Source organism: Streptomyces saintjeani (assembly GCF_055409605.1).
This window is the reverse complement of the sequence record NZ_CP189624.1, coordinates 2,429,643-2,442,132: the sequence shown is the minus strand read 5'-3', so window position 1 is coordinate 2,442,132 and position 12,490 is coordinate 2,429,643. Positions and strand designations below refer to the sequence as shown.

Sequence of the window (12,490 nt, the reverse complement as noted above, 5' to 3'; positions counted from 1 at the left end):
CCCGGGTGACGGAACGCCCGGGGTTCAGGCGATAGTGGGGTACGTGACTGCTGTGCCTCAACCCCGCCCCGGAGCCGGAGCCGCGAACTCCGGACGTCGTAGCCTCGCCCTCGCCCTGCTCAGCGGGGCGCTGGGGGCGGCTGTCGCGCTGCTGGCCACCCGGCAGCGCTGGTCGGAGGGGACCGCGTCGGTCGCGGGTGGCGCCTTCCGGCTCACCGCGAAGGGCAGCGACGTCACGGGCGTGCCCGCGGCGCTCGCGATAGTGGGCCTCGCCGCGCTCGTCGCCGTCTTCGCCGTCCGCCGGGCGGGACGCCTCGCCGTGTCCGCCGTTCTCGCGCTCTCCGGCGCCGGAACCCTGTTCGCCGCGCTCTCCGGCGCGAACGACAGCTCCGCGCTCGACGAGCAGGCCGCGAAGGCGTCCGGCGACACGTCCGCGACGGTCGCCGCGCTCTCCCACACGGCCTGGCCGTACGTCGCCGCCGCCGGTGGCGCCCTGCTGCTCCTCGCCGGGCTCCTCGCCCTGCGCTACGGCCGTCTGTGGCCCGGGATGTCGGGGCGGTACGAGCGCGACGGCGCGCCTCGGCCCCGCCGTACCGCCAAACCGGCCGACCCGGACCGGCCGGAGGACATGTGGAAGGCGCTGGACCGGGGCGAGGACCCCACGGGGGCGTAGCGTTCGCCGGGCCCGTACGCATACGCGGTCCCGTTGTGGTGAATCGGGCGTGGGCGCGGGCCACCCCGGCGTCCCGCGCGCGGGTGCGTGCGGGACAATGTGAGTGAGCGTCCGGGTCGGGCGCCACATGGACAGCATGAGGAGCAAGTCATGGCGGGCAGCAGCCACGGTCACACTTTGGCGGCTTGGACCGGTGCAACGATCTGTTTCATCGGGTTCTGCGTCGCGGGCGCGTTCATGGTGATGGCGGAGCCGCTGGGTTTCTGGGCCGGCATGGTGATCTCGGTCCTCGGCGGTGCCGTCGGCCTGGTCATGAAGGGCATGGGCCTCGGCCAGCCGAAGGGCTTCCGCGACCTCCCCGACCACATCACCTACGGCACCCCGGCCAAGGCCGAGAGCTGAGCCGACCGTCCGCGCGAGACTTCCGAGGGCGGTTCCGGACACCGAGTGGGTGTGCTGGAGCCGCCCTCGCGCGTGCGTGCCGATCACCTGGTTCATGAAGTTCATCAGCACGAAGCCCCGGCCGCCCTCGCGCGTGCGCGGGTGCTTTCCCCGTCCCCGCGGGCACAATGCGAGACATGACGACCGACAGCACCGAGGCCCCGGTGAAACCTTCCTCCGGCGTGTTCGCGCGTCTCGCCGTCCCCGCGGGGATCATGGCGGCCGTCGTGGGGGCGTTCGGGTACGTCGCGACCGTCGACCCCAATGAGCCGGGCCACTATCCCGTCTGCCCGCTGTTCCAGCTCACCGGCGTGTACTGCCCCGGCTGCGGCGGTCTGCGCAGTGCGCACGCCTTCGCGCACGGGGACTTCCTCGGCGCGCTCCAGGACAACGCCGCCGCCGTGCTCGCCTATCTGGGGTTCGCCGTCGTATGGACTGTCTGGGTGGTCCGTGCGGCACGGGGGCGGCCCGCGCGGGTGGTGCTCGGGAACGTGCACCTGTGGGCGATCGGCGCGTTCCTGCTGGTCTTCACGGTTGTCCGGAACCTGCCGGTCGTCGGCTGGCTACGGCCTTGATCATCGGGGGAACGTCCAGGTAGTGGGACCGGCGTCGGCCTGATGCGAGGCTCGCGCGGTACGGCGGATACCATCGCTGCCAAGGAATTGTCACCACCCGGAACCATCCGGAACCACTCGGAAGGGGGCCGCTCGCGTGAGTGTGCTCGACGAGATCATCGACGGAGTCCGTGCCGACCTCGCGGAGCGGCAGGCGCGCGTCAGCCTCGACGAGCTGAAGGAGCGCGTGGCCAACGCTCCGGCGGCCAAGGACGGCGTCGCCGCCCTCAAGGGCGACGGTGTCAAGGTGATCTGCGAGGTCAAGCGCTCCAGCCCCTCCAAGGGCGCGCTGGCCGCGATCGCCGACCCGGCGGGCCTCGCCGCCGACTACGAGGCGGGCGGCGCCGCCGCGATCTCCGTCCTCACCGAACAGCGCCGCTTCGGCGGCTCGCTGGCCGACCTCGACGCCGTACGCGCGCGCGTGGACATCCCCGTCCTGCGCAAGGACTTCATCGTCACGTCGTACCAGCTGTGGGAGGCGCGCGCGCACGGTGCGGACATCGCGCTGCTGATCGTCGCCGCCCTCGACCAGCCCGCGCTGGAGTCCCTGGTCGAGCGCGCCGAGTCGATCGGCCTCACCGCGCTCGTCGAGGTCCACGAGGAGGAAGAGGTCGAGCGCGCGGTCGCCGCGGGCGCGAAGGTCATCGGCGTCAACGCGCGCAACCTCAAGACCCTTGAGGTGGACCGCACCACGTTCGAGCGCGTCGCCCCCGAGATCCCCGGCCACATCGTCAAGATCGCCGAGTCCGGCGTCCGGGGCCCGCACGACCTCATCGCCTACGCCAACGCGGGCGCCGACGCCGTACTCGTCGGCGAGTCCCTCGTCACCGGCAAGGACCCGAAGACGGCGGTCGCGGACCTGGTCGCGGCGGGCGAGCACCCGGCGATCCGCAACAGCCGCGGTTGATCACCCGTTAGGCTTACGACGATGACTCCGACTCCGGCCACCCAGGAAGGGCACGCCCGCCTCGCGCGCGGGTGCCGCCCCCGGGGCTGCCGCGCGCCCGCGCGCAAGGTGCACGGCCGGAGGGTCAGGTACGTCATCGGGGACGAACCCGGTCAGGTGAACGGCATGCGATGGCAGCGGCGCCCCGTTCTCAGGGGCGCGGGGTCGTGCGTGTCGTAAGTCCCCGTACCCCACGGCGAATTGATGCTTCTCCCAACCAGCTCACCGTGAGGTTTCCGCATGCCCAGCGAGTTCTTCATTCCCGACCCCGAGGGTCAGATCCCCACCGCCGAGGGCTACTTCGGCGACTTCGGCGGCAAGTTCATCCCGGAGGCGCTCGTCGCCGCCGTGGACGAGGTCGCCGTCGAGTACGACAAGGCCAAGCACGACCCCGAGTTCGCGCGCGAACTGGACGATCTGCTGGTCAACTACACCGGCCGCCCCAGCTCCCTCACCGAGGTGCCCCGCTTCGCGGAGCACGCGGGCGGCGTGCGGATGTTCCTCAAGCGCGAGGACCTGAACCACACCGGCTCCCACAAGATCAACAACGTCCTCGGCCAGGCCCTGCTCACCAAGCGCATGGGCAAGACCAGGGTCATCGCGGAGACCGGCGCCGGTCAGCACGGTGTCGCGACGGCCACCGCGTGCGCGCTGTTCGGCCTCGACTGCACGATCTATATGGGCGAGATCGACACCCAGCGCCAGGCGCTGAACGTCGCGCGCATGCGCATGCTCGGCGCCGAGGTCATCGCTGTGAAGTCCGGCAGCCGCACGCTGAAGGACGCGATCAACGAGGCGTTCCGCGACTGGGTCGCCAACGTCGACCGCACGCACTACCTGTTCGGCACGGTCGCGGGCCCGCACCCGTTCCCGGCGATGGTCCGCGACTTCCACCGCGTGATCGGCGTCGAGGCGCGCCGCCAGATCCTGGAGCGCGCGGGCCGCCTCCCCGACGCGGCGATCGCCTGCGTCGGCGGCGGCTCCAACGCGATCGGCCTGTTCCACGCCTTCATCCCCGACGCGGACGTACGCCTCATCGGCTGCGAACCCGCAGGTCACGGCGTCGAGACGGGTGAGCACGCGGCGACCCTGACGGCCGGTGAGCCCGGCATCCTGCACGGCTCGCGGTCGTACGTCCTCCAGGACGACGAGGGGCAGATCACCGAGCCGTACTCGATCTCGGCGGGGCTCGACTACCCCGGCATCGGCCCGGAGCACTCGTACCTCAAGGACAGCGGTCGCGGCGAGTACCGCGCGGTCACCGACGACGCGGCGATGCAGGCCCTGCGGCTGCTCTCGCGCACCGAGGGGATCATCCCGGCCATCGAGTCCGCGCACGCGCTCGCGGGTGCGCTGGAGGTCGGCAGGGAGCTGGGCAAGGACGGGCTGATCGTCGTCAACCTGTCCGGGCGCGGCGACAAGGACATGGACACGGCGGCGCGCTACTTCGGCCTGTACGACGGTTCGACCGAGGGGGACTCCAAGTGAGCGGCAACATCGAGCTGTTGAGCGACACCCTCGCCGCCGCGAAGGCCGAGAACCGGTCCGCTCTCATCGCCTACCTCCCGGCCGGTTTCCCGACCGTGGACGGCGGCATCGACGCCATCAAGGCCGTCTTCGACGGCGGCGCGGACGTCGTCGAGGTCGGGCTCCCGCACAGCGACCCGGTGCTCGACGGGCCGGTCATCCAGACCGCCGACGACATCGCCCTGCGCGGGGGCGTACGGATCGCGGACGTCATGCGGACGGTGCGTGAGGCGTACGAGGCGACCGGCAAGCCGGTGCTCGTCATGACGTACTGGAACCCCATCGACCGCTACGGCGTCGAGCGGTTCACCGCCGAGCTGGCCGAGGCCGGCGGCGCGGGCTGCATCCTGCCCGACCTGCCCGTCCAGGAGGCCGGGCTGTGGAGGGAGCACGCGGCCAAGCACGGGCTCGCGACGGTCTTCGTGGTCGCGCCGAGCAGCAAGGACGCGCGCCTCGCGGAGATCACGGCGGCCGGCAGCGGGTTCGTGTACGCCGCTTCGCTGATGGGCGTGACCGGTACGCGCGAGTCGGTCGGCGCGCAGGCGCAGGACCTGGTCGAGCGGACCCGGGCGACCCGGGACGACCTGCCGGTCTGCGTCGGGCTCGGGGTGTCCAACGCCGAGCAGGCCGCCGAGGTCGCCGTCTTCGCGGACGGCGTGATCGTCGGGTCGGCGTTCGTGAAGCGGATGCTGGACGCGCCGGACACGGCGGCCGGGATCGAGGCCGTGCGGGAGCTGGCGGCCGATCTGGCGAAGGGTGTGCGCCGGACGGTGTGACGGCCGGTCGGCCGATCAGCCGGTCACTCACTCGATCGAGTGGTCCTGGGACAGGGGAGGCGCAATGCGTCTCCCCTGTTCGTTTGCGGGGTGTGAGCGAGAAGAATCGAGTGGGAAAGCTGTCGGCGCGGGAGCGGCTGGCGGTCGAGCGTCAGAAGCAGCGGGCCGCCGACAAGCGGCGCAAGGTGCTGGTCGTCGGGGCGAGCATCGTCGCCGTGCTGGGGGTCGCGGCGGGCATCGGGGTCGTCGCGGCGAACGCGGGCAAGGACAGCGGGAGCGGCGCGGGGCCGGTCGTCGCGCCGGCCGGGGCCAACGGGAAGGACGCGCTGGCCATCCCCGTCGGCAAGGAGAGCGCCAAGTCGACGCTGACGGTCTGGGAGGACTTCCGGTGCCCGGCCTGCAAGTCCTTCGAGACGGCGTACCGCTCGGTGATCCACGAGCTGACCGGCGCGGGGAAGCTCAAGGTCGAGTACCACCTGGCCACCCTCATCGACGGGAACCTGCGGGGCAGCGGCTCCCGGAAGGCGGCCAACGCGGCGGCCTGCGCGCAGGACGTCGGGAAGTTCCCGGCGTACCACGACGTGCTCTACGAGAACCAGCCGCAGGAGACCGACGACGCGTACGCCAAGGAGGCGAAGCTCGTCGAGCTGGCCGGGAAGGTCGAGGGGCTCGACACGCCCGCCTTCCGCACGTGCGTCGAGAGCGGGACGCACAACGCGTGGGTGAAGAAGTCCGCCGCCGCGTTCAGCAACGGGGGGTTCGGCGGGACGCCGACCGTGCTGTTCAACGGGAAGAACATCTACCAGGACCAGTCGATGACTCCGGCCAAGCTGAAGAAGATGGTGGAGGAGGCCGACAAGGGGTGAGGGGGGTTCCGGCGCGGGGCCGGTCGACAGGGGACCGACAGGTGTTCCCCCGTGTTTGACCGGCCCGTTATGCAGCCGTTGCCGGGCCGCCCGTCGTCGGTCCGGTCCGGCAGGGTAGCGTCGACCCTGCCATGGAAATTGCCTACATTCCCAGCCCGTCGCGCGGGGTCATCCACCTCGGACCCATTCCGCTGCGCGGCTACGCGTTCTGCATCATCGTCGGCGTCTTCGTCGCGGTCTGGCTCGGCAACAAGCGGTGGCTTGCGCGGGGCGGCCGGGCCGGGACCGTCGCCGACATCGCCGTCTGGGCGGTGCCGTTCGGGCTCGTCGGGGGGCGGCTGTACCACGTCATCACCGACTACGAGCTGTACTTCAGCGAGGGGCGGGACTGGGTCGACGCCTTCAAGGTCTGGGAGGGTGGCCTCGGGATCTGGGGGGCCATCGCGCTCGGGGCGGTCGGTGCGTGGATCGGGTGTCGGCGGCGAGGGATCCCGTTGCCGGCGTACGCCGATGCCATCGCTCCCGGTATCGCGCTCGCGCAGGCCATCGGGCGCTGGGGGAACTGGTTCAACCAGGAGCTGTACGGGAAGGCCACCGATCTTCCGTGGGCCCTGCACATCACGTCCTCGGCGGACGGCCGTGTGCCGGGGTACTACCACCCGACCTTCCTGTACGAGTCCCTCTGGTGCGTCGGCGTCGCGTTCCTCGTCATCTGGGCCGACCGGCGGTTCACGCTCGGGCACGGCCGGGCGTTCGCGCTCTACGTCGCCGCGTACTGTGTCGGCCGGTTCTGGACCGAGTACCTCCGCGTCGACGACGCGCACCACATCCTGGGGCTGCGCCTCAACAACTGGACCGCGCTGCTGGTCTTCCTGCTCGCGGTCGTGTACCTGGTGATCTCCGCGAAGAAGAAGCCCGGCCGGGAAGAGGTCGTCGAGCCCGGCGCGCTGGAGGAGAAGGCCGAGGCGGAGGCCGCTGCTTCCGGGGAGGCGGCGTCGGAGAAGGCTGCCGAGGACGGCAAGGCTTCCGAGGACGACAAGGCCGGCGAGGCCGAGAATGCTGACACCGGGAGCGAGTCGGCGAGCAAGAAGAGCTAGCCGGTTCCACGACGGTGAGGGCGTCCAGGGTTTCCCTGGACGCCCTTCGTCTTTGCCGGGGGCGAGGGCCGGGGGCGGGGTCAGCCGTCGATCAGGGACAGGGTTCTGCGGGCCGCCTCCAGTACCGCCTTGTCGACGAAGGTGCCGTCCGGCAGGGCTTGGGCGCCCTCGGTCGTCGCCGCTGCCTTGATGACGGACTCCGCCTTCTCGATCTCCTCCTCCGTGGGGAGGTAGGCCCTTTCGATGACCGGGAGCTGACGGGGGTGGATCGCTGCCCGGCCCAGGAAACCCAGGGCCCGGCCTCGGGCGCTGGTGGTGGCCAGGGCGGTGAGGTCGCGGGTGTGGGGGTGGATCGACTGGGGTGGGGGCGGGAGCGCGGCGGCTCGGGCGGCGAGGATCGTGCGGGAGCGGGGGTAGGCCAGGGAGTCGTCCGACGTGGTGTTCAGGTCGGCCTTGAGGTCCGCTTCGCCCAGGGCGATTCCCGCCAGGGCGGGGTGGGCGGTGGCGACGGCGTACGCGTTCTCGACGGCCAGGGCTGATTCCAGGAGGGCGTACAGCGGGACGTCACGGGACAGGAGGCGTGTTGTCGCCGCGATGTCCTGGGGAGTGGTGATCTTCGGGAGGCGTAGGGCCGAGACGCCGGGGAGAGGGGAGAGGGCCGTGAGGTCGGCGCGGAACCAGGGGGTGTCCAGGGCGTTCACGCGGACATGGATTCGGTGGGCGTGCGGGTCCGAGAGGCGGTCCGCTGTCGCCGCTCGGGCGTAGTCCTTGCGGTCGGGGGAGACCGCGTCCTCCAGGTCGATGATCACCACGTCGGCGCCCGCTGCCAGGGCCTTGGTGACCACCTCGGGGCGGTCGCCGGGGGCGTAGAGCCAGGTCAGGGGGAACGTCCTCATACGGCGCCCTGCTCGCGGAGGGCGGTCAACTCGTGGGCGGTCAGGCCGAGTTCGTGGAGGATCGCGTCCGTGTCGGCGCCGTGCGCGCGGCCGGCCCAGCGGATCGCGCCGGGGGTGGCGGAGAGGCGGAAGAGGACGTTCTGCATGAGGAGGGGGCCGAGGTCGGGGTCGTCGACGCGGGTCAGGGTGCCCAGCGCCTCGTACTGGGGATCGTGGACCACGTCCCGTACGTCCTGGACCGGGGCGATCGCCGCCTCCGCCTTCTCGAAGGCGGTGAGGACCTCGTCGCGGGGGCGGGCCGCGATCCACTGGGCCACCGCCTCGTCCAGCACGTCGGCGTGGGCCGCGCGCTGGGCGCCGGTCGCGAACCAGGGTTCGGTGATCAGGTCGGGGCGGCCGACCAGGCGCATCACGCGTTCGGCGACGGACTGGGCGGAGGTGGAGACGGCGACCCAGGTGCCGTCGGCCGTGCGGTACGTGTTGCGGGGGGCGTTGTTCGCGGAGCGGTTGCCGGTGCGCCGCTGGACGTGGCCGAGCTGGTCGTACCAGGTCGGCTGCGGGCCGAGGACCGTGAGGATGGGTTCGATGATCGCCATGTCGACGACCTGGCCCTCGCCGGTGCGGTCGCGGGCGGACAGGGCCGTCAGCACCGCGTACGCCGTCGCCAGACCCGCGATGGAGTCGGCGAGGCCGAACGGCGGGAGCGTCGGGGGCGCGTCCGGTTCGCCGGTGACGGCGGCGAAACCGCTCAGCGCCTCCGCGAGGGTGCCGAAGCCGGGGCGGTGCGAGGCGGGGCCGAACTGGCCGAACGCGGTGACGCGCGTGAGGACCAACCGGGGGTTCACGGCGTGGAGTTCGGCCCAGCCGAGGTCCCACCGCTCCAGGGTGCCGGGGCGGAAGTTCTCGATGACCACGTCCGCCGTCTCCGCGAGGCGCAGGAGCGTGGCACGGCCGCCGGGCGTCGAGAGGTCGAGGGTCATCGTGCGCTTGCCCCGGCCCAGGACCTTCCACCACAGGCCGATGCCGTGCTTCGACGGGCCGTGGCCCCGGGACGGGTCCGGCTTCGTGGGGTGCTCGACCTTGATGACCTCCGCGCCGAAGTCACCCAGCAGGGTGGCGGCGAGGGGGCCCGCGAAGAGGGTGGCCAGGTCCAGGACTCGTAGGCCCTGCAAGGGAGTTGAGGTGTCCGTCATGTGGTGCAGCGCTCCTCGATCTCCTGGCGGTACGGCATCGACGCGGACGCGCCCTGGCGTTCGACCGACAGGGACGCCGCCGCCGTCGCCCAGCGGAGGGACTCGGGGAGGGGGCGTTCCTCGCCGAGGGCTGTCGCCAGGGCGCCGACGAAGGTGTCTCCGGCGGCCGTTGTGTCGACGGGGGTCGTCGGCGGGGCCGGGACCGCGAGGGGGTCGGCGTTCCGGGAGACGTACAGGACTCCCGCCTCGCCCAACGTGACGATCACCTCCGGGACTTGGGCCAGGAGGTGGCGGGCCGCGTCCAGGGGGTCCGTGCGGTCGGTGAGGGTGATCGCCTCGTACTCGCCCGCCACCAACAGGTCGGTGTTCGCGAGGAGTTCGGGCGGGAGGGGGCGGGCCGGGGACGGGGTGAGGATCGTGCGGACGCCGTGTGCCCTTGCCGCCTGCGCTCCCGCGATCACCGCCGGGAGCGGGATCTCCAGCTGGAGCAGCAAGGTGTCCGCCGAGGCGATCAACGTCTCGTCGCCGGGGGCCAGATGGTCCACCGTGCCGTTCGCGCCCGGGATCACGACGATCGCGCTGCCGCCGTCCGCGTCCACGACGATGTGGGCCGTGCCGGACGTCGTGCCCATCGTGCGGATGTGGTCCGTGTTCACGCCCGCCGTGTCCAACGCCGTGCGCAGGCGGGGGCCGTGGGGGTCCGTTCCCACCGCGCCGATCATCGAGACCGTCGCGCCCGCTCTCGATGCCGCGATCGCCTGGTTCGCGCCCTTCCCTCCGGGGGTGGTGCGCAGGTCCCGGCCCGTCACCGTCTCGCCGGGGCGTGGGGGGTGGTCCACGTACGTGACCAGGTCCATGTTCGTGCTGCCCAGTACGACGATGTGGGTCATGGGCGGGCCGCCTCCACGTGGGTGAGGTGGGCGAGGGTGTCGAAGCCGGTGCCGTCGAAGTCGGCGATCGTCGTGGACAGGCGGTTCTTCAAGGGCGCCGTCCAGTGGGGTGGGGGTGGGCCGGTGAGGAGTGCCGCGATGCTGCCCGCTGTCGCGCCGTTGGAGTCCGTGTCCCAGCCTCCCGACACCGTGCGGCAGATGGACTCGGTGAAGTCGCCGTCGGCGTGGGTCAGGGCGGCTGCGATCAGTGCGGTGTTCGGGATCGCGTGGACCCAGTGGTAGTGGCCGTGGGTGGCGTGGAGTTCGTCCACGATCCTGTCGAAGTCCCGTTCCGTTCGGGCCAGTTGGATTGCTTCCTCAACTGCCTTGTGCAGGCGGGATGTCGGGGGGATCAGGGTCAGGGCTGTGCCTAGGCAGGTGTGGATGTCCTGAGTGCCTGTCGCCGCCGCCGCGATCGTCGCCGCGATGTACATCGCCGCGTAGACGCCGTTCGCCGTGTGCGTCAACGTCGCGTCTCTGTACGCCTGTTCTGCCGCCGCCCTCGGGTCTCCCGGGTTCGTCCAGCCGTGGACGTCCGCTCGGATCATCGCGCCGATCCATTCCCTGAACGGGTTGTTGTGGTGGGCCGTTCTCGGGGGCTCGATGCCGGTGAGGAGGTTGCGGTACGCGATCCGCTCCGCCGTGAACGTTCGGCCTGCCGGGAGTTCGTCCAGCCAGAGTCTTGCCACGTCCTCCGTCGTGAAGTTCCTGCCGTGGCGTTGGAGGAGGAGCAGGTTCAGGAGGGGGTAGTTGAGGTCGTCGTCCTCCGGCATGCCGTCGATGTTCTCGGCGAGGGAGGTGGGGGCCGAGCGGCGGTTCCAAGGGTGTGCGGTGAGGAGGGAGTTGGGGACGCCCTTTGCTGTGAAGTACGTGGTCAGGGGCCAGTTGCCGGTGGATTTGGCCAGGGCTCGGATGGCGTGGAGGGGGAGTTTCTCGACGGGTTTGCCCAGGAGGCAGCCGACGGCTCTGCCCAGCCAGGCGGATTCGTAGGTTCGGGGGGATGGGGTGGGTGGGCGCGTGCGGGTTTCGTCGTGGCTGGTCGCGCCCCGTGGCGGAGCCGCTGACAGACACAGCCCCGCGCCCCTGGGGTGGGTGGGGGGCCAGGTGTCCTGGATCGTGGGCCAGTCCGTGGGTTCTGTTGTTGCCGACTCGCCTTGCTGGGCTGCCAGTTCTGTTAGGAGGGCTGTTGCCAAGTCGCGTAGGTGGGGTGGGGGTGGGGTGGGGGAAGCTCCTGCTCTTTCGGGGGCCTCCTTGCCTCCTGCCTCTTGCCAGCGGGCCGCGATTTTTCTCGGGTCTCTGCCGTCTTCCCTTGCCTGGCGGAGTTCGTGGCCCAGCAGGTCCTCCGGTTGGAGCCAGGTCAGGCGGAGCATAGGTGCGCTCCCATGGACGTGAAGGCTGACTCGTGCGTTCGGCGGTGGGCTACGTCCTTCTCGAAGATTTCTCTTGTTACCTCTGTGAGCGTTTTTGCTGGGTGCCAGAGGTCCAACTTGCTTGCCTTTGCTACCTCGTTGGACCAAGTTTGCGGGGGTGGGGAGCCTAGTGCTCCTGCTAGGGCCCCTGTCATCGTGGCGATCGAGTCGCAGTCTCGGCCGTAGTTCACGGCTCCCAGGACCGCTTCCTCGTAGTCGCCGTCGGTGATCAGCAACATGGCCAGGGCGATGGGGAGTTCCTCGATCGCGTGGAGGCGGGAGGGGCGGCGGGCGTTCAGGGAAGGGGCGCGGTAGTCGGGGCCTACCGTGTCGTAGGGGGCGATTGCCTCCCTCAGCGGGGTCAGGGCTGATTCCGGGTCCGAGTAGTGGGCCGCCGTTTCCGCCACCTTCTCGATCGCCGTTCTGGTGCCGTCCTTCGCCAAGGCCAGGCAGGTGGCGATGATCGAGGCGGGGGTCGCGTCGGGGGTGCACGCCGCCGATACCGCCGCCGCGAAGACTCCCGCCGCCTCGCGGCCGTACGAGGACTGGTGGGTGGCCGTGATGTCCAGGGCCTCGTTGTACGCGGCTCGGGGGTTGGCCGCGTTGATCAGGCCCACCGGGGTCATGTACATCGCCGCGCCGCAGTTGACGATGTTGCCCACGCCGGCCTCGCGGGGGTCCGCGTGGGCGTAGTGGAGGCGGGTGGCCAGCCACTTCTCCGCCAGGAAGAGGCGGTGGAGGAGGAGGGTCTCCGATTCCAGCTCCGGGATCCAGCGGGGGGTTGTCATCAGGTCCGGGACCAGGTGGTCGGCGATCGCGTACGCGTCCAGGTGGTCGCGGACCTTCGCGTAGACCCTGATCAGCGCGTGGGTCATCAGGGTGTCGTCCGTGATGTGGCCGTTCCCCTTGTGGTACGGGGCGATCGGGCGGGCCGTACGCCAGTCGTCGCCGTTCCAGGGGCCCACGATGCCGGTGATTCTGCCGCCGTGGCGGGCCATGATCTGGGCGGGGGAGTAGCCCTCCACCGGGCCGCCGAGTGCGTCGCCCACCGCCGCGCCGACCAGGGCGGCGGTGATGCGGTCCTCCAGGGATGTTTGGGGAGTTTTGTCTGACATGGGGTGAA

14 protein-coding genes are annotated in these 12,490 nt (G+C 71.1%); 9 read left to right on the top strand and 5 right to left on the bottom strand.

Annotated elements, in window-relative coordinates; translation table 11 throughout:
- Positions 1-34: 34 nt before the first annotated feature.
- From ACQCO7_RS10865 to lgt, 9 genes are all read left to right on the top strand, one after another.
- The gene (locus ACQCO7_RS10865; RefSeq protein ID WP_464071629.1) at positions 35-673 is read left to right on the top strand and encodes a TIGR02234 family membrane protein; all 639 of its coding nucleotides are present in this window, start codon (positions 35-37) and stop codon (positions 671-673) included.
- 150 nt (positions 674-823) lie between these two features.
- A complete protein-coding gene (locus ACQCO7_RS10860; RefSeq protein WP_010356517.1) occupies positions 824-1,075 on the top strand; it encodes an HGxxPAAW family protein in 252 nt (83 codons plus the stop codon).
- 176 nt (positions 1,076-1,251) lie between these two features.
- Positions 1,252-1,689, top strand: a complete 438-nt coding sequence (locus ACQCO7_RS10855; protein WP_464071628.1) for a DUF2752 domain-containing protein — start codon at positions 1,252-1,254, stop codon at positions 1,687-1,689.
- A gap of 136 nt (positions 1,690-1,825) precedes the next feature.
- The gene (gene trpC, locus ACQCO7_RS10850) at positions 1,826-2,635 is read left to right on the top strand and encodes an indole-3-glycerol phosphate synthase TrpC (RefSeq protein WP_464071627.1); all 810 of its coding nucleotides are present in this window, start codon (positions 1,826-1,828) and stop codon (positions 2,633-2,635) included.
- Between the two features lie 21 nt (positions 2,636-2,656).
- Positions 2,657-2,854 carry a tryptophan biosynthesis modulator TrpM gene (gene trpM, locus ACQCO7_RS10845; RefSeq protein WP_075662911.1) on the top strand — a complete coding sequence of 66 codons (198 nt, stop codon included), beginning with the start codon at positions 2,657-2,659 and terminating at the stop codon, positions 2,852-2,854.
- Between the two features lie 60 nt (positions 2,855-2,914).
- On the top strand, positions 2,915-4,162 hold the full coding sequence (trpB, locus tag ACQCO7_RS10840) for a tryptophan synthase subunit beta (protein WP_464071626.1): 1,248 nt from the start codon (positions 2,915-2,917) through the stop codon (positions 4,160-4,162).
- On the top strand, positions 4,159-4,977 hold the full coding sequence (gene trpA / locus ACQCO7_RS10835) for a tryptophan synthase subunit alpha (RefSeq protein WP_464071625.1): 819 nt from the start codon (positions 4,159-4,161) through the stop codon (positions 4,975-4,977). Before trpB ends, trpA begins: the two co-directional genes overlap by 4 nt.
- Positions 4,978-5,069: 92 nt before the next feature.
- The gene (locus ACQCO7_RS10830; protein ID WP_464071624.1) at positions 5,070-5,843 is read left to right on the top strand and encodes a DsbA family protein; all 774 of its coding nucleotides are present in this window, start codon (positions 5,070-5,072) and stop codon (positions 5,841-5,843) included.
- 131 nt (positions 5,844-5,974) lie between these two features.
- On the top strand, positions 5,975-6,940 hold the full coding sequence (gene lgt / locus ACQCO7_RS10825) for a prolipoprotein diacylglyceryl transferase (RefSeq protein WP_464071623.1): 966 nt from the start codon (positions 5,975-5,977) through the stop codon (positions 6,938-6,940).
- Positions 6,941-7,020: 80 nt separating this feature from the next.
- On the opposite strand, the gene ACQCO7_RS10820 is transcribed toward lgt, so the two are convergent.
- Genes ACQCO7_RS10820 through ACQCO7_RS10800 form a run of 5 tightly spaced genes read right to left on the bottom strand, consistent with a single transcriptional unit; the run spans position 7,021 to position 12,482 of the window.
- The gene (locus ACQCO7_RS10820) at positions 7,021-7,836 is read right to left on the bottom strand and encodes an HpcH/HpaI aldolase/citrate lyase family protein (protein ID WP_464071622.1); all 816 of its coding nucleotides are present in this window, start codon (positions 7,834-7,836) and stop codon (positions 7,021-7,023) included.
- The gene (locus ACQCO7_RS10815; RefSeq protein WP_464071621.1) at positions 7,833-9,029 is read right to left on the bottom strand and encodes a CaiB/BaiF CoA transferase family protein; all 1,197 of its coding nucleotides are present in this window, start codon (positions 9,027-9,029) and stop codon (positions 7,833-7,835) included. The genes ACQCO7_RS10820 and ACQCO7_RS10815 overlap by 4 nt, the downstream gene beginning before the upstream one ends.
- Positions 9,026-9,919, bottom strand: coding sequence for a ribokinase (locus ACQCO7_RS10810; RefSeq protein WP_464071620.1), 894 nt, complete (start codon positions 9,917-9,919; stop codon positions 9,026-9,028). Before ACQCO7_RS10810 ends, ACQCO7_RS10815 begins: the two co-directional genes overlap by 4 nt.
- Positions 9,916-11,328 (bottom strand): ADP-ribosylglycohydrolase family protein, encoded by a 1,413-nt coding sequence (locus ACQCO7_RS10805; RefSeq protein WP_464071619.1) that lies wholly within the window; start codon positions 11,326-11,328, stop codon positions 9,916-9,918. Before ACQCO7_RS10805 ends, ACQCO7_RS10810 begins: the two co-directional genes overlap by 4 nt.
- Positions 11,316-12,482: an ADP-ribosylglycohydrolase family protein gene (locus ACQCO7_RS10800; RefSeq protein ID WP_464071618.1), complete on the bottom strand. Its 1,167-nt coding sequence runs from the start codon at positions 12,480-12,482 to the stop codon at positions 11,316-11,318. The genes ACQCO7_RS10805 and ACQCO7_RS10800 overlap by 13 nt, the downstream gene beginning before the upstream one ends.
- Between the last annotated feature and the right edge of the window lie 8 nt (positions 12,483-12,490).